Below are 17,649 nucleotides of genomic sequence, written 5' to 3'. Positions count from 1 at the left end.
CATTTTATGAGGATTGGTTACTTTTGGCGCTTTACTAATTATTGAAGCCTGATGAAGAAATATTATATTCAATTATTCAGCCCGCATGGGCTGATACGCTATCACGAACCGGAAATAGGAAGGGACAAAGACACCGGCGGTCAGGTGAAATATGTACTGGAGCTTTTGGAGGTTTTATCAAAACATCCGCAGGTAAGAAAAGTGGATTTGTTTACAAGAAAGATTATTGATAAAAGAGTTTCGGCAGATTATGGAAAAGGCATAGAGCCCGTAAACGATAAAGCCCGCATAGTGCGCATTGCCTGCGGCGGTAATGCCTACCGCCAGAAAGAGTCGTTATGGGACCACCTGGATGAATATGTTGACAGGACCATTAAATTCATAGAACAGGAAAATGACATTCCTGATGTGGTGCATGGCCATTATGCCGATGGCATTTATATAGCCGGCCAGCTTAGTGAAATGTTTGGCATGCCTTTTTTTGCAACGGCGCATTCGCTTGGCAGAAATAAAAAAAATATTTTGCTGCAGCAGGGCATGCCCGAAGAAAAAATTAATGAGAAATTTAACATGCAGCGGCGCATTAAAGAAGAAGAACAATACCTGAAAACAGCCGATGCGGTTATTACCAGCACGAACTACATTGTTGAAGAGCAGTACAGCCTTTATGAAAACAAGGCGTATGGTAAATTTATTGTGAATCCCCCGGGCGTAAACAATCATATCTTCTTTCCGTTTTACCGGCTTGATATGCCGTCTTATAATTTAACGCTTGAACAGGAGCAGGCATTATACCGCGTAAATTCTGAGATAGAGCGTTTTCTTTTTCAGCCTGCAAAACCATTGGTGCTTTCCATAGGCCGCGCCGATAAAAGAAAAAATTTCGAGACCATTATACAGGCTTACGGACAGGATAAAGAACTGCAGGCAATGGCCAACCTTGCCATTTTTGCCGGTGTAAGAAAAGATATTTCGCAAATGCAGCCCGATGAGCAGGAAATACTTACCAACCTTTTATTGCTGCTGGATAAGTACGACCTGTATGGTAAAATGGCTATTCCCAAAAAGAATGATCCCAAATTTGAAGTGCCCGAAATTTACAGGATTGCCGCCCGCAAAAAAGGCGTGTTTGTAAATGCTACGCCCGGCGAAAATTTCGGGCTTACCATTCTGGAAGCGGCAGGTTGCGGCCTGCCGGTAATTGCCTCGCCAACGGGCGGCCCAAAAGAAATTATTGAAAGTAATCATAATGGCATTTTAGTAGATGTGGAAGACCCGGCCGCTATTGCAGCCGCTTTGAAAAAGATAATTGCCGACCAGAATTTATGGGAGCAATATTCTGCCAACGGCATTAAAGCTGCCACGCAGGATTATTCGTGGGAAGCGCACGCCAATAAATATATTGAGCTTATCAATAAGGTTTTTGAAGACAAGAGCACCTATGTGCATAAAACGGCTTACGGCAAAAAAATGTCTTCTGCGCAAATGGCTTTTGTTTCAGATATTGACGGAACCTTGTTTGAAAGAGACGATACAGAAGGCCTTGGCGAATTACTGCAGTGGATAAAAAATAACAGGGAGAAAATGATATTTGGCGTTGCCAGCGGCAGGAACAAACAACTAACCCTGGACGGTTTACACAGCAAGGGCATAATTGATTTTGACGTGCTGATTTGCTCAGCCGGATCGGAAATTTATTATACAGATAAACTTATTCCTGATAATGGTTATGAAAATCACATTAACCGCCAGTGGAAGCGGGAAGAACTAAAGAAAGCGCTTGAATCATTTAAGGGCATTCATCTGCAGGGCCCCGATGCACAATGGCCTTTTAAGCTCAGCTATTACGTGGATGAAGATTTTACAAGAGCTGACCTTCAAAGCCTCTATAAATTTTTAAACGAACAAAAACTGAGGGCAAAGATTTTATTGACAGAAAACCGTTACCTCGACCTGTTGCCGTTTCGTTCAGGCAAGGGCAGTGCGGTGCAGTATCTTAGTAATAAATGGAAACTGCCTTTGGAAAAATTTATAACAGCCGGCAATAGCGGTAATGATATTGATATGGTGCGTGGTAAAGCCCGCGGCATAGTGGTGGCCAATTACAGTGCCGAAATGCAGGCGCTAAAAAACAACCGGCAGGCTTATTTTGCCAGGAAGCCTTTGGCAAAAGGCGTGCTGGAAGGTATTGAACATTATCTCTCGCAAAGGGATTGAAGCTGGTGTAAGTTGAGACTGGTTTAACAGGCTATCACTCTTCTACTGCAATGATCTCAGCCAAGGGTTCGAGCAGGCTTTTTAAAACGAAAAATTCCCTGTCATCAATATAGGCTGCTTTTACCTGGTAAACGTGGTCTGTTGCCAGCGCATCAAGGTGTTCCTTTTTTATAAGGTCTTCTGTTGCACAGTTGTTTACGGTTATCCTGCATGGCTTATCATCCATCCTGTAGTCAACCAGTTGGGGTTGCTGCAGGATGCCAGCCATCTTAACAGCCGCTCCTTTTTTTATTTTATAGGGATAAAACTTTTTCATAGCATGAAACCGCAAATGTAAGTGAGGGCCTGAATATGATGAGACAAAAGAATTGACAACCTAAATAAAGTTTCTCAGGCAAAAAATATCAACCATGTAAGCCCTTGCATTTTAGTAAAAGGCAAGCCGCGAAAGGCATTAGACCGGGAGAAAATATTTTAGCCGGGCAACAATTTTATTAACCTAAGCGTCCGCCTTCCGTTTGTAATTCACCTCAAAAAAAAGCGCTTCCACCTCAATTGTCCGTGGCCGGCAAATAATCCCCTGTTAAAAAACATTATTAATCCAGCGATAAATGACGGGCTTATAGAACAATTTAACTTAAACAGTAGATCAGAATTGACAAAGTGTAGTGTTGCTTATAAACTGCTATGGGGTATTCTTTTGATATTTTTTTTATGCAACGAAGTAAAAGCCCAAATAAAAAATGTGGGGGATACTTCTTTGCACGACAGCCTGCGCTATCCTTTGCAGGACAGGCGCGGCGACAGGTTTTCGTGGGATTATGCCAATCCTTTTGACCTGAATGACACAGCTTTTATCAAACAAAATATTGAATATGATCCGCTCACCAATCAATATTATATAACAGAGAAGATAGGCGATATCATTTACCGCAAGCCTACCTATCTCACCTTTGATGAAATGTACCGCCTGCAAAGCCAGATGCAGGAGGATGATTATTTCAGCCAGCGCGGAGAAGCCCTGCTCGACCTTAACCGGAAGATTTCACGCCCAACGCCCCGCGTGTATAACAAGCTTTTCAACAGGATGTTCGGCCAGGATACCGGCAACCTCAAGATTGATATAAAACCCCAGGGCACGATTGACCTTAAAATGGGTTACCAGGGCCAGGTAATTCAAAACCCTTCCTTATCGGAAAGCGCACGCAAAAGCGGGGGGCTGGATTTTGACATGAGCACCAACCTGAACATTAATGCCAGCATCGGCGATAAGCTGAAACTGCCCATCAGCTATAATACGCTTGCCAATTTTGATTATGAAAATCAGCTAAAGCTCGATTACAAAGGTATGGATGATGAAATATTGAAATCGGTGGAGGCCGGCAACATTTCGTTTCAAACCAAAAGCAGCCTGATGAGCAGCCCGCAAAGCCTGTTTGGCGTGAAAACACAGCTCCAGTTTGGAAAGCTGTATGTTACGGCCGCTATCGCCAGCCAGAAATCAGAGCAAAAATCCATAAGCCTATCCGGCAGCGGTGTAAGCCAGTCCGTTGATAAAAAGCTGGATGATTATGATGAAAACCGGCATTTTCTGCTGGCCCAGTATTTTAAGAATAATTATAATAAAGCCATGAGCAACCTGCCGGTGGTGAACAGCCAGGTGCAGATTGTGCGCATGGAAGTTTGGGTTACCAACCGTACCAGCGCCACTACCAATGTAAGGACGGTAGTAGGTTTGGCAGACCTGGGGGAAAGCAGCCCGGCCAACAGCAATATTCACGCAATTACAAGCGATCTGCTTCCCAAAAATACGACCAATGACCTGTATGCAACCCTGACCGGCAACAGCAGCTTTCGCGACCCTTCCCTTGTAAACACGCTGTTAACCGCCCGCGGCTTTAAGGCGGTAAATGACTATGAAAAAACATTTGCCCGCAAGCTGGATTCAACAGAATATTATTACAACCCCAAAGTGGGTTTCCTTTCGCTCAATACCCAGTTGTCGTCCGATGATGTATTGGCAGTGGCCTATCAATATACCTATAATGGTAAAGTGTATCAGGTAGGCGAGTTTGCCCAGGATGTTACCATTGATTCTTCTACGGGCATACAGAAGGTAGTGTTCCTGAAATTATTAAAAGCCACCGCCCAGCGGGTGAAGCTGCCCATCTGGAACCTGATGATGAAGAATGTGTATTCGCTGGATATTACAGGAATGGATTCTGCAAATTGTAAATTAAATGTGTTGTATAAGGAGCCGGGCGGCGGCACCAAAAGGTATTTGCCGGTAAGCGCCGCTGATGTTTCCGGTACAACGCTGATACGCATTCTCGGTGCAGACCGCCTGAACACCCGCAACGACCCCCAGCCCGACGGCTATTTTGATTATATTGACGGCTATACGGTTATATCCGCTCATGGCAAGATCATTTTTCCTGTACTGGAACCGTTTGGGCAGGACCTTGCCGACCGCGCCTTCCAGGGTGTGAACCAGGATACGGTGAATGAATATGTTTATTACCCGCTCTACGACTCCATAAAAACAGTGGCCCAAACATACACAAACCTGAACCGGTATGTATTGCAGGGCACGGTTAAAGGCAGTTCGAGCAACCAGATATCGCTTGGTGCATTTAATATTCCCCAGGGCTCTGTAACGGTAACAGCCGGCAGCCAGACCTTAACGGAAAATGTGGATTATGTAATTGATTACAACCTGGGCACATTAACCATTATTAACCAGGCGCTCATCAATTCCGGCGTAACGCTTAATGTTGATTTTGAAGACAATTCAACCTATGGTTCGCAGCAGCGCAGTTTTTTTGGGCTGCGGTTTGATTACCTGGCCAATAAACATTTCTCCATAGGCGGCACATTTGAGCGGCTGGCCGAGAAACCATACTATACAAAAGTGAGTTACGGCGAAGACCCCATCAGCAATAACATGTATGGCCTCGACTTTAATTACCAGAATGAATGGCCCGGCCTTACAAGGCTGCTGAACAAGCTGCCGTTTTACAGCACCACGGCCGCAAGCTCCATTTCTGCCCATGGCGAAATGGCGGCCCTGCAGCCCGGCCATGCATCGCAGATAGGCGAAGGCAGCAGCGGCGCGGTGTATATTGATGATTTTGAAAGCGCCACCAGCACTACCGATATACGCTACCCGCTTACCTCCTGGAAACTCGCTTCAACACCCAGCTCGTTTACAGAAAGCAGCCTGAGCAATGACCTTGATTATGGAAAAAACAGGGCCAAATTAGCCTGGTATATGATCGAGCCCATTTTGCAGCAAAAGTCAAACGCCAATAACCCGCTTAAAAGCAATTTAAAAGAGCTGAGCGACCCCAGGGTAAGACAGGTTTATACAAGCGAGCTGTTTCCCAACCGCACCACCAATATCACAAATGTGCTTACCACCACCTTCGACCTGGCCTATTACCCAACCGACCAGGGACCTTATAATTTTACCGATGATAAAGCCGATTTAACGGACGAGGGCAAACTAAGAAATCCCAAAGAACGCTGGGGCGGCATTATGCGCAGCCTTGACCAGACTGATTTTGAAACCGGCAATGTGCAGTACATTGAATTTTGGGTGCAAAATCCTTTTATTAAAAACCCGACAAGCACGGGGGGAAAGCTATACATTAACCTGGGAAATGTAAGCGAGGATATTTTAAAAGACGGCCGCAGGTTTTACGAGAATGGCCTGCCTACGCCTTCCACTTCGGCAACGGTTGCTTATTCCGTTTGGGGCCGTTCACCCCTTAATCCTGTGCAGCTTACAAATGCCTTTAGCAGCGATGAGAGTGAACGTTCTTACCAGGACCTTGGCTTTGACGGGGAAGCTGATGATTCGGAAAGGGTAAAGCGCAGCAGCTATCTTACCAGCCTGGCCTCAAATTTTGGCACAAGCTCATCTGTTTATCAGAAAGCCTATACCGACCCTGCCAGTGATGACTATAAATGGTACCGCGATGACAGCTATACCAGCGCCGGCACCGGCATTCTCGGCCGGTATAAAGATTATAACAACCCCCAGGGAAATTCACCCGTTTATTCCGGCACTTCCCAGTTTTCGCCTGCCGCTACTTCATATCCCGATGATGAAGATTTGAATGATGACAATACATTAAACGAAACGGAATCGTATTATGAATATGAAATTGACCTGCAGCCGGGCATGTCTGCAGCGTCTAATGCATACATAGTGGATGAGCGCACCGTTACGCCCAAACTGGCAGATGGCTCTACCACAACGGAAGAATGGTATTTGTTCAGGGTGCCGGTTGATGAATATACAAGCACCACCGGCGATATATCAGATTTTAAATCCATCCGTTTCATCCGCATGTACCTTTCCGGCTTTGAAGATTCGGTGGTGCTGCGTTTTGCCACATTGAATATGGTGCGCAACCTGTGGCGCACCTTTGGTTATGAAGTGGATACCACGGGCAGTTACACACAACTGTCCTCTACCTCTACAACCACCATGGATGTTTCATCGGTAAATATTGAAGAAAACAGCAGCCGCCAGCCCATACCTTACGTTATACCGCCCGGCATTGAGCGCACGCAGGAGCTAAGCAGCAATGGCGTAACCCTTTTGCAAAATGAACAGGCCATGAGCCTGCAAATTGATAACCTGCAAAAAAATGAGAGCAGGGCCGTATTTAAAACATGCGATCTTGACCTGAGAAGGTATGGCAAATTAGACATGTTCATCCATGCCGAATCCGGGCTTACACAGTCGCCTGCCTTAACTGACGGGCAGATATCTGCCGTAATACGCATCGGGCAGGATTTTCTTGAAAATTATTACGAAATAAAGATCCCTTTAACCATTACGCCATACAGCAGTTCAACGGCTTCGCAGATATGGCCTGATTCCAATGATTTAAACCTTACCCTGAACGATCTTGTTCAGCTTAAAGTAAGGCGCAATGCCGCCTCTGTAACCAAAACACAATACTATTCCGAGCAAATCGGCAACAGGGTTTACAGTATAAAAGGCAACCCCAACCTGGGCGAAGTGGAAGGGATTTTAGTCGCCATAAAAAATGAAACCACAAGCGCCATCAGCACGGAAGTATGGTTAAACGAATTGCGCCTTTCCGACCTGGATGAAAAAGGCGGGTATGCTGCATTGGGCAGGGTGGACATGCAACTGGCAGACCTGGGCACGCTTTCCCTTTCTGCCAATACCTATACGTATGGCTTTGGCAGCATTGAGGACGGCGTAAACGACCGCGCCACAGATAATATGCTGCAATATGATGCCGCGCTGAATATTGACGCCGGCAAGCTATTGCCGCAAAAATCCGGGTTATCCATACCTGTTTACACAAGCATTAATAAAACCATCCTGACGCCTGAATACGACCCGTATGACCTGGACATACTGTACAAAGACAAGTTGAAGATGGCAACTACCCAAAGAGAAAGAGATTCCATAAAAAATGCGGCGCTGGACATAAGCACAACAAAAACGATCAATTTTACCAATATGCGGTTTGTGCAGGGAAGCCGCAGGCCCAGACTATGGAGCATCAGCAATTTTGATTTTAATTATTCCTATACCGAATTTGATCAAACCAATTCAACCATATTGCTCAGCCATACAAAAACATACCGGGCGGCTATCGGCTATACTTTCAATACTGCTTCAAAATTTAAGGAGCCTTTTAAAAAACTTATTAAGAATAAAAGCAACTGGCTGGCGCCCATAAAAGACTTTAATTTCAACCTTATGCCATCATTGCTCAGCTTTAAATACGATGTAAACAGGCAGTTTGGCATGTATATTCCCCGGGTGGTGAATACGTACGATTCAAAAGTGGAAGAAACAGATACCACTTATGATAAATATTTTGATTTTGATCGTTATTATAACCTGAGATGGGATTTAACAAGAAGCCTTAATCTCGATTTTTCCGCAACTGCTTATGCAAGGGTAGATGAACCGGATGGCCTGCTGAATACAAAAGCAAAGAAAGATTCGGTGCGCACCAATTTTTTTCGCGGCGGCAGGAATACGCTGTATCAGCAGAAATCGGCCATCAGCTATAATTTCCCATTCGGAAAACTGCCGCTTACCGACTGGATAACAGGCCGCTACAGCTATGCTGCTGCCTACAACTGGACGGCTGCCAGCCTGCTTGCCACCAGCCTGGGCAATACCATTGAAAATTCGCAGCAGAACAGCCTGGCCGCAGAATTTGATCTTACCAGGCTGTATGCAAAATCTAAATTTCTGAATGCCATCAGTCAACCAGAGGATACTAACACTGTTTCACCTGCGAGAGGCAGTATTCAGCCTCCAAAGCCGAGAGCAGAAATTATAAGAGATTCGGCCGGAAATAAGCTTAGAGGCGCTGCCAAACGGCATGCCCTGCAAAAATGGCGTCAGCAAAAAAGAGATTACCGCACACAACTGCGCAATAACAGGCAGGTAAGCGGCCCTGCCGGCCCTGTTAAAGCTGCGGCGCAATTACTCACAATGGTGAAGCATGCTTCCTTAAGTTACAACGAAACGTATAGCAGCCAGGTACCCGGCATAACCACAGGCACCGGCTGGCTGGGGCAGGATCAAAAAAACAATCAGCCGGGTTATGCCTATATTTTTGGCAGGCAGCCAGACACAAACTGGCTGAACCAAAAAGCCCGGCAGGGGATTATAACTACAGACACTACGTTTAATCTGTATTATTACCAGGACTTTCAGCAGCAACTGAATCTTGCCGTACAGCTTCAGCCCATACCTGATTTAACGATAGACTTAACCCTGCAAAAAACGCTTTCCAAAAATTATTCCGAGCTGTTCAAGAACACTTCTTCATCCGGCACTGACGTGGTGTTCAGCCATCTCAGCCCGTCGGCCGGCGGCGGCTTTTCCGCTTCTTATATCAGTTTTAAAACACTGTTTAAAAAAACAAGCCCCGACCAGGTATCAGGCACATTTAAAAAGTTCCAGGATTACCGCCTTATAATTGCCAACCGCCTTGCCAAAGCCAACCCTTACTGGGATAAAACATACCTTTCAGACAGCTTCCCTACCGGCTATGGGCGTTACCAGCAGGATGTGCTGCTGCCGGCATTTATAGCCGCTTATACGGGAAAAGACCCGAATACCGTATCACTGATAAATGAAAATAATTCCGGCATTAAATCAAACCCTTTTAAAGGCATACATGCCTTGCCCAACTGGCGTTTAACTTATACCGGCCTTACAAAAATGGCAGGCCTTTCAGATATATTCAGCAACATTACCATAACGCACGGGTACAGCAGCACATTCGCCATGGGAAGTTTTACCAGCTCATTGCTATATACCGATTCGCTGCACCTGAAGCAGCCATCTTATATAGACTCCACCTCCGGCAATTTTGTATCCTATTACATTATACCAAGCCTTACTATCCAGGAGCAGTTCAGCCCCCTGATTGGTTTGGATGTTACAACAAATGACCAGACATCGGTTCGCTTTTCCTATTCCAAAGGCAGGACGTTAAGCCTTAGCCTGACAGACTACGCGATAACAGAAGTAAACACCAACGCCTTTAGCTTTGGCGGCTCCTTCAGGCAAAAAGGCGTAAACATGCCTTTTAAGCTGCCTTTTATAAAAGTGGACCCCACTAAAACCGAAATGAAGGCAAGCCTTGATTTTTCTTTTAGCAACAGCTTTCAAACAAACAGCGTGCTTGACCAGTCGTCGGCCTATACTACCAGCGGCCAAAAAACAATTGTTATACAGCCGAGCATCGGCTATTTGATAAACAACCGCATTGACCTTACCCTGTATTTTGAACAGCAGCGCATCATTCCATATATCTCGTCTTCAGCGCCGGTTATTACTACCAGCGCCGGCATTGAGGCGCGCATATCCATAGCCCCGGATAAATAATTGCAGACTGAAAAATCTGGCTGTAATCGTTTTTTATAGCAGGCAGAGAATAAAGCGCTTCTATCCGGCATCAAGGCTCAGCCCGAAGCAGCAGTGCGAAATGTTTTACCTGCATTTTTTGAAAAAACAAGCACTGCGCCAAACAGGGAAACCAGCGCTGATATTATATAAAAGCACAGGCTTACCGATGCAGAAATATCCTTGTCGAGCGACAAAGCAGCAGCAGCCCATATAATAACAATTTCCCTTGCACCCAAACCGCCAATGGTTAAGGGAAATAATGTTGCAAAAGCAGACAACAGGAAAATAAAAAGATAGGGCGGCTTATAACCGGTATGCCCAAGCGACAGCAGGATAAAAAAAACACAAAGGCACTGAAAGGCCTGTACGAGTAAAGCCAGTAAGTGCGCAGTAACAAAGCGGCTAGCGTGCTTACTAAAATATTTGCGTATTATAATATAGTATAATGCCGTAGCTGCTACAAATATTATGATGGCCCAATTAACAAAATCGGGGGCGGCCTTAACCATAAGGCCAAATACAATAATAAAAAAACATATAGCCCAGGCGCCGCTTATCCTGTCAAGCAAAACAGGGATAAATAATGTTTTAGGCTTTTCTTTAAACCGTTTGCCAAGCACTACTATTTTATATCCGTCGCCACCAATGCCGCCGGGCAGAAAAATATTATAAAACATACCCTGCAGGTACAAACCAATATTAAATAGCGCAGTGATTGGAAGCCCTGTATTTTTGAAAAAAACCAGCAGGCGAAAAGAAGATATGACCTGTGAAGCAATAAAGCATGCAACAGCCGGAATAAAGAACCACGGGTTTGCCTTGCCCCATATCCGTTCCAATGCCGTAAAATCCACTTTGTTATATACCAGCCATAAGGCAACTGCCGTAAATGCCAGCTTAAAGCAAAGCTTCAATATGTTCTTTTTCTTTGTTTTGTCCATGCATAATGCGTCGTACCTGGTACGTTTTCCTGTTGCCTGATTCAAAGTAAATGCGGATGCTGATTTCTGCAAGAAAACCAATGGTGATTAACTGTATTCCACCCAATAAAAGTATCATGCCCAGTATCAGCAATGGCTTGCCCCAGATATTTTCCCCTGCGAATTTCAGGCACAACAGGTATATATTAATCATTAAACAGAAGCCAAGCATAATAAAACCCATAGACCCCAAAAGGTGCATGGGCTTTTGGATGTATTTGCGAAAGAAAACCATTGTAAGCAGGTCGGACATTATGTTTCAGGCAATCCCTGTCATTAAATCAGCTCCATTCTTCAGCTTCTTTCTGCTGCTCCCGTTTGTACACCCTTGCAGAAAGATAAACGCCCAATTCATACAGGCCGAATAAAGGCAGGAATACAATGGTTTGGCTGTACCAGTCGGGGCTTGGTGTGATGATGGCGGCCACAACCAGCAAAATTACAAGCGCATATTTACGGGAACGGCGCAGGAAATGCGGTGTGATAATGCCTATTTTGGTGAGCGCATACGTAAGCACCGGTAGCTCATAGGCAATGCCGCAGCCTAAAATAAGATTGGTGAGGTTATCAATATAATCGTTTATGGTAGGTTTTGTTTGTACTGTATTAAGTGCGCTCACCTGAAAAGTAGCAAGAAAATTAAAGGTGAATGGGCCAAGCACAAAATACCCGAATGCTGCGCCCAGAAAGAAGAAGAAGGATATCCAGAAAATTACAAACCTTGTTCCCTTTAGCTCCCTTGGTTTTAATGCGGGTTTTACAAAACGCCAGAACTCCCAGAAGATGTAAGGGAAAGCTACGATCAGCCCGCCCACAAAGGCAATGGAGAAGCTGCTGAAAAACTGGCCGCCAAACGTGGTGGTTTGCATGCTGATGTTTACAGGTTTAAGGCAAAGCTGGTCTCCAAGGCCAAGCTTGTGGCTTAAGTTGCAAATAACACGGTAACTGATGAAATCGGGATTAATGGGGCCTGAAATTACATTATCAAATACCCATTGTATTTTAATAAAGATAATGAATGCGAAAGTTAAAATTGCAATCAGCGAGCGCACAATATGCCATCTTAATTCTTCCAGGTGATCCACAAAAGCCATTTCTCCCTTGCCCTGATTGCGGCGGCCAATAAATCCTTCAGTCATTTCGTTCGTCTTTATGTATAAGGGTTACAAATGTACGGGGCTGCATGAGAAATGGATTTATAAAAATTATTTTATAAACGGAAGAAGTTTAAACGTTCACAGGTTCACAGGTTTTAAGTTTTTACGCTTGTAGCTCGCAGCTCACCGCAGTATCTTCAGCTTTACCATTTCAATGCGGGTATCGCTTACGGTAACAATGTCAAATTCATATTTGTCAATAATGATGCGCTCTTTGGCGCGTGGTATGGTTTCATGCTGGTTTATGATATAACCCGATAATGTTTCCGAGTCTGAATTGGGAAAGTCGAGGCTGTATTTTTCATTCAGGTAGTCCAGTTCAAGCCTGCCTGAAAAAATAAATTCATTTTCGGCTATCTGCTTTTCAACAAACTCTTCGGTATCGTATTCATCCTTTATCTCGCCAAAAATTTCTTCCAGTATATCTTCCATGGTTATTATACCGGCGGTGCCGCCAAATTCATCAACCACCCAGGCAATGCTTTTTCTTTCTTTGCTGAATTTATTAATAAGGTCTGTAGCGCTCATTGTTTCCGGAACAACAGGTATGGGCAATAAAATGGAGCGCAGCTCAGTGGGTTTTTTAAACAGATCGAGCTGGTGCACGTAGCCTTGTATATTATCTATGTTGCCTTCGTACACCACCAGCTTGCTTAGCTTGGTTTCCAAAAAAAGCTTCAGCACATCATCCACAGGCGTGTTTATTTCTGTGGCTTCTATTTCTGTTCTTGGCACCAGGCACTGGCGCACCCTTACAGAAGGCAGCGACAAAGCATTTTCAAAAAGCTCCGTATTCAGTTCCTGTGTTTCAGGATCCTGGTCGTGCGTTTGCTGGTAGAAATTGTCAAGATCAATTTTAATAAAAGGTTCATCTTTATCTTTTGGCCGCACATTAAACAGGTATTTCAGGATGGCTTCAGACAGTTTTACAAATAAGGAAGCCACCGGGTTGAATATTTTATAGAATAGCTGGGCCACCGGGGCAAAAAAGTTTAAAAGGGTATTATTTTTTGCACGAAAAATGGCCCTGGGCAAAAACACGCCGATGATTAAAACAATCAATGAAGAGAAAATTGTATCGGCCAGCAATTTCACATACGCGTTGGTTAATTTAAGCGGGTTCCACAGAGAAGTGCGCATCAGTTCGCTGAACAGCAAACCATAGCAAATAAGGAAAACGCTTATGCCAATTAAACATACGCCGATAAACCGCGAAGGTTCTTCCATGAATTTGGAAAGGATGGAGCCACTGCTGAGGCCCTGCTTTTTTTTAAGCTCTACCGTAAGCCTGCTGGCGCTTATAAAAGCAATTTCGATGCCTGTGAAAAAAGCGATGAGAAGCAGTGCAACGGAAATGTATATTACCAGGTGAACAGAATCCATAATTCGAATATAGCAGAAAACTAATTAAAACAGAACAGTTGCCAGAAATTTCCCGGCGGCATAAATTCAAATTTGGCTCTTTTATATTTTTAATCATTATTGGCTTTCTGAAAAATAAAACTGCTGCCAATAGCTAATGTTGCTGCAGGGTGAATGTAGCCTTTTGTTACGCCTGCCAAACTATTGCCCTGTAGTTGCGGGGCATATTCCCAAAGCATAAGCAAAGTTCAGCTTATGGTTCCTGGTTTTCTTCGGCAGACTGATGAAGCTGTTCTTTCTTTCCCATTTCAAGTATCCAGTCTTTACGGCGCAGCTCAAAATTGGTACCGAGGTACAGGCGCCTTACCTGCTCGTTGGCAGCCAGTTCTTCGGCAGTGCCATGCTTGAATATCTTTCCTTCAATTAAAAGATAAGCGCGGTCGCAAATAGAGAGCGTTTCATTCACATTGTGGTCGGTAATAAGAATGCCAATATTTTTATATTTTAACCTGGCCACCACGCTCTGAATGTCTTCCACTGCAATGGGGTCAACGCCGGCAAAAGGTTCGTCCAGCAAAATAAATTTGGGATCCACAGCAAGCGCACGGGCAATTTCGGTCCTGCGCCGTTCGCCGCCGCTCAGGCTGTCGCCATTATTTTTACGAACGTGGTTAAGGTTAAATTCTTCCAGCAGCACTTCCAGCTTATCCTGGCGTTCCTGTTTGCCCAGCCTGGTCATTTCAAGCACGGCAAGAATATTATTTTCCACGCTCAGCTTCCGGAACACCGAAGCCTCCTGCGGCAGGTAACCTATGCCCAACTGCGCCCGCTTATACATGGGCAGCTTGGTAATATCTTCTTTCTCCAGGAAAACTTCCCCGGAATCGGCCTTAATTAAACCAACAACCATGTAAAAAGTGGTGGTTTTGCCGGCGCCGTTGGGGCCAAGCAAACCCACAATTTCCCCCTGCTGCACCTGTATGGAAACATCGTTCACCACCGTACGGCTGCCATACGTTTTAAAGAGATGTTGCGTAGTAATTGTAATGCTCAAAACAAAAAGGTTTAACAACAAAAATAAATGAAGCTTCATAAACTATGCAAGCGGCAATACATATTAACAAGTGTTTGAAAGGAAGATGGCGCACTTAAAATCTTTACCTCTTGCCACTTACCGCCCGCCACCTGCCATCTGCCTTGATAATTCCTGCTTTTAACTTTTCACTTTGCCTGCAATTCCCCAATCTGTTACCTTTGCCGCTCATTTTTTTATATGAAGGATAAGAATACGATTATAGGTATTGTGTTACTGGCTATTTTATTTTTTGTTTTTTTCTGGTACACCAATAAGCAACAGGGCGAATATGTAACGCATCAAAAACGTATTCAGGATTCCCTGCGCACAGATTCCCTTAAAAAGATCACGCCCGAACAGAAAGCGGCCTTCATCCTCGATTCCCTTCGCGCTGATTCTATTGGAAGGGCGAATGCCGCCGGCAATTTTGCCAATACAGCCAACGTGCCGGAGCAATTGGTTACGGTGGAAAACGATTTGATAAAAGCCGTATTCACTACCAAAGGCGGTGCTGTAAAATATGTGGAATTAAAGCATTATAACTCAAGCAGCGGTGGCAAGGTAGTATTGGGCGAAAGCGGTAAAGACGGCATCAGCTATGCTGTAAATACCGGCGCCAATAAATCAGCTTTAACCACCGAAATGAATTTTGTGGCAGGCCAGCCCGAAAAAAATGCAGATGGCAGCCAAACCATTCAATTCAAATTAACAGATGCTGCAGGCGCGGGCATTATTCATCAATATACCATAAAACAAGGCAGTTATTTAATTGACTGGAATATATCCTTAACGGGCGCGCAAAGCCTTATCACCAATAATACGCTCAATTTTCATTTTGTTTCGCAGCCCATGCAGGTGGAGAAATCGGCAGATTATGAGCGCCGCATGACGAATGTTTGTTTTTCGGAAGGCAACGATTTTGACTACATATCTTCCAAAACAGAACATAAGTTTGAAAAACCCGTGCAATGGGTAAGTGCAGCCCAGCAGTTTTTTAACGTTGCGCTTATTGCCAAAGATAATTTTAAAGGAGGGGAAGTGCATTGGGCCCGCAGTACCGATACCACCCAGGTAATTGGCCTGGTGGATGCATCGCTGCAAATGCAGGCGCCTGCTTCCGCTTCTGTAAATATTCCCATGCAGCTGTATTACGGCCCCAATGATTATAAGATTTTGCAGAACGCCGCCCCGGAAATGGATGGCATTGTAAATCTCGGCCGCGATTTTTATGCGTTTGTTAGGCCCATCAACAAATATATTATCATGCCGGTATTTAATTTCTTCGCCGGCTTTATTTCTGTATATGGATGGGTTATCGCCCTGCTTACCATTTTCATCAGGCTGGTAACCTCCCCACTGGTGTACCGCAGTTATAAAAGCGGCGCCAGGATGAAATTATTAAGGCCGGAATTAGATGAACTGAGAAAGAAGTTCGGAACCGACCAGCAGGGCTTTGCCATGGAGCAAATGAAGCTTTTCCGCGAAGCTGGTGTAAACCCGCTGGGCGGTTGTTTGCCCTTGCTGCTGCAAATACCGATATTCTTTGCTTTGTACAGCTTCTTCAACTCCAATATAAGCCTGAGGGGACAGCCGTTTCTCTGGTCAAAAGACCTTTCTACTTACGATATACTGGTGCAGTTTGGCAGCAAGATATTTGTTATAGGCGACCATATCAGCTTATTCGCATTACTGGCTGTAGCTACCAGTTTTCTTATTTCTGTGTATAATATGAATATGACGCCGCAGGACCCTAATAACCCGGCGCTGAAATATATGCCGTACATCTACCCGGTATTCATGCTGTTGTTCTTTAACTCGCTGCCGGCGGCATTAACCTGGTATTATACGGTTTCAAACCTTATTACGCTGGGCATTCAGTTCACTATACAGAATTATATTCTTGACCATGATAAAATTCTCGCCCAGATGCATGAACGCCGCAAAGCGCCCAAGGTGAAACCAAAAAGCAAATGGCAGGAGCAGTATGAAAAAATGCTGGAAGCGCAAAAGAAAGTGCAGCAGATGAAAGACCAGCAGCAGAAAAATAAAAAATAGCCGTTGGTTTTTTATAGGGAATTCTCACAAGTTTCTGTATTTTTATTCTTATGAGAAACGTTGCTGACATATTGAAACGAAAAGGCAGCCATGTGGAAACGGTTGAATCTGAATTAACCGTGATAGCAGCCTTGAAATTAATGGCTGATAAGAACATTGGTTCTGTGGCTGTATCCCAAAGCGGTAAGTTTATTGGCCTTATGACGGAACGTGATTATTCCCGCAAGGTTATTCTAAAAGGCCGGTCTTCCAGTGAAACAACAGTGGGCGAAATAATGGAAACAGACTGCCCGTATGTAAAAAAGAATGATACGGTGGAACATTGCATGGAGCTGATGTCTGCCAGAAATATCCGGTATTTGCCGGTTATTGAAAACGGGCAGCTTGCCGGTATTGTTTCCATTAACGATGTGGTTAAAGAAACCATTCTTACCCAAAAAGAAACCATCGAACATTTACAGAATTACATTCATTCTTAATTGTTGGTTTAAGAAATATATTCAACAATACAATAATTCCTGTGGACGAGCAGGAATATTCGATTGTAAAAGTCTTTAAGCGCTTACTGAAGAATAATTTATACAAGACATTTTTTATCGGCCACAGATGCACAGATAAAAATCTGTGCATCTGTGGCTAACTTTATTTAAATAACATTGATTGAGCATTGATTATTGAATATTTCAAAGATTAAATCCTGAAAGGGAAAGAAACTAAAATAACGTGAGTTCGGGATAAGCGATATGTTTAAAGCTTGCAGACAGACCTCACCTAAATCCTCCCGAATGGCCGGGACAGGTTCTCCAAAGGAGAGGACTTCCTACGCCCTAAAACACATAAAACATGCAAAAAATCATGTTTTTTTCCTGCCCTTCT

11 protein-coding genes are annotated in these 17,649 nt (G+C 44.3%); 4 read left to right on the top strand and 7 right to left on the bottom strand.

The annotated features are described in order from the left end of the window. The first annotated feature begins 51 nt into the window (after positions 1-51). Entirely contained in the window at positions 52-2,217 is a 2,166-nt protein-coding gene (locus tag QM629_RS05170; RefSeq protein ID WP_415157887.1) for an HAD-IIB family hydrolase, read from the top strand. 34 nt (positions 2,218-2,251) lie between these two features. Here the strand turns inward: QM629_RS05170 and QM629_RS05165 are convergent, their stop codons facing one another. Next, positions 2,252-2,533 carry a hypothetical protein gene (locus tag QM629_RS05165; RefSeq protein WP_415157885.1) on the bottom strand — a complete coding sequence of 94 codons (282 nt, stop codon included), beginning with the start codon at positions 2,531-2,533 and terminating at the stop codon, positions 2,252-2,254. 429 nt (positions 2,534-2,962) lie between these two features. On the opposite strand from QM629_RS05165, the gene sprA reads away from it, so the two are divergent. Continuing rightward, positions 2,963-10,123: a cell surface protein SprA gene (gene sprA / locus QM629_RS05160; RefSeq protein WP_415157883.1), complete on the top strand. Its 7,161-nt coding sequence runs from the start codon at positions 2,963-2,965 to the stop codon at positions 10,121-10,123. A 77-nt stretch (positions 10,124-10,200) separates the two neighbouring features. Here sprA and QM629_RS05155 read toward each other — a convergent pair whose 3' ends face one another. From QM629_RS05155 to lptB, 6 genes are all read right to left on the bottom strand, one after another. Next, positions 10,201-11,058, bottom strand: a complete 858-nt coding sequence (locus QM629_RS05155; RefSeq protein ID WP_415157881.1) for a lysylphosphatidylglycerol synthase transmembrane domain-containing protein — start codon at positions 11,056-11,058, stop codon at positions 10,201-10,203. After that, positions 11,042-11,377: a hypothetical protein gene (locus tag QM629_RS05150; protein WP_415157879.1), complete on the bottom strand. Its 336-nt coding sequence runs from the start codon at positions 11,375-11,377 to the stop codon at positions 11,042-11,044. The genes QM629_RS05155 and QM629_RS05150 overlap by 17 nt, the downstream gene beginning before the upstream one ends. Positions 11,378-11,405: 28 nt before the next feature. Continuing rightward, positions 11,406-12,263 carry a twin-arginine translocase subunit TatC gene (gene tatC / locus QM629_RS05145; protein ID WP_415157877.1) on the bottom strand — a complete coding sequence of 286 codons (858 nt, stop codon included), beginning with the start codon at positions 12,261-12,263 and terminating at the stop codon, positions 11,406-11,408. A gap of 141 nt (positions 12,264-12,404) precedes the next feature. Then, positions 12,405-13,664: a hemolysin family protein gene (locus tag QM629_RS05140; protein ID WP_415157875.1), complete on the bottom strand. Its 1,260-nt coding sequence runs from the start codon at positions 13,662-13,664 to the stop codon at positions 12,405-12,407. A gap of 89 nt (positions 13,665-13,753) precedes the next feature. Further along, a complete protein-coding gene (locus tag QM629_RS05135) occupies positions 13,754-13,882 on the bottom strand; it encodes a hypothetical protein (protein WP_415157873.1) in 129 nt (42 codons plus the stop codon). Between the two features lie 14 nt (positions 13,883-13,896). Next, the gene (gene lptB / locus QM629_RS05130) at positions 13,897-14,697 is read right to left on the bottom strand and encodes an LPS export ABC transporter ATP-binding protein (RefSeq protein WP_415157871.1); all 801 of its coding nucleotides are present in this window, start codon (positions 14,695-14,697) and stop codon (positions 13,897-13,899) included. A 219-nt stretch (positions 14,698-14,916) separates the two neighbouring features. On the opposite strand from lptB, the gene yidC reads away from it, so the two are divergent. Then, positions 14,917-16,773 carry a membrane protein insertase YidC gene (yidC, locus tag QM629_RS05125; protein WP_415157869.1) on the top strand — a complete coding sequence of 619 codons (1,857 nt, stop codon included), beginning with the start codon at positions 14,917-14,919 and terminating at the stop codon, positions 16,771-16,773. A 50-nt stretch (positions 16,774-16,823) separates the two neighbouring features. Then, on the top strand, positions 16,824-17,252 hold the full coding sequence (locus QM629_RS05120; protein ID WP_415157867.1) for a CBS domain-containing protein: 429 nt from the start codon (positions 16,824-16,826) through the stop codon (positions 17,250-17,252). The last annotated feature ends 397 nt before the right edge of the window (positions 17,253-17,649 follow it).

It is taken from the genome of Parafilimonas sp. (genome assembly GCF_047606085.1).
Lineage (GTDB): Bacteria > Bacteroidota > Bacteroidia > Chitinophagales > Chitinophagaceae > Parafilimonas.
The sequence above is the reverse complement of the archived record's forward strand: the minus strand, read 5'-3'. Positions and strand labels throughout refer to the sequence as shown.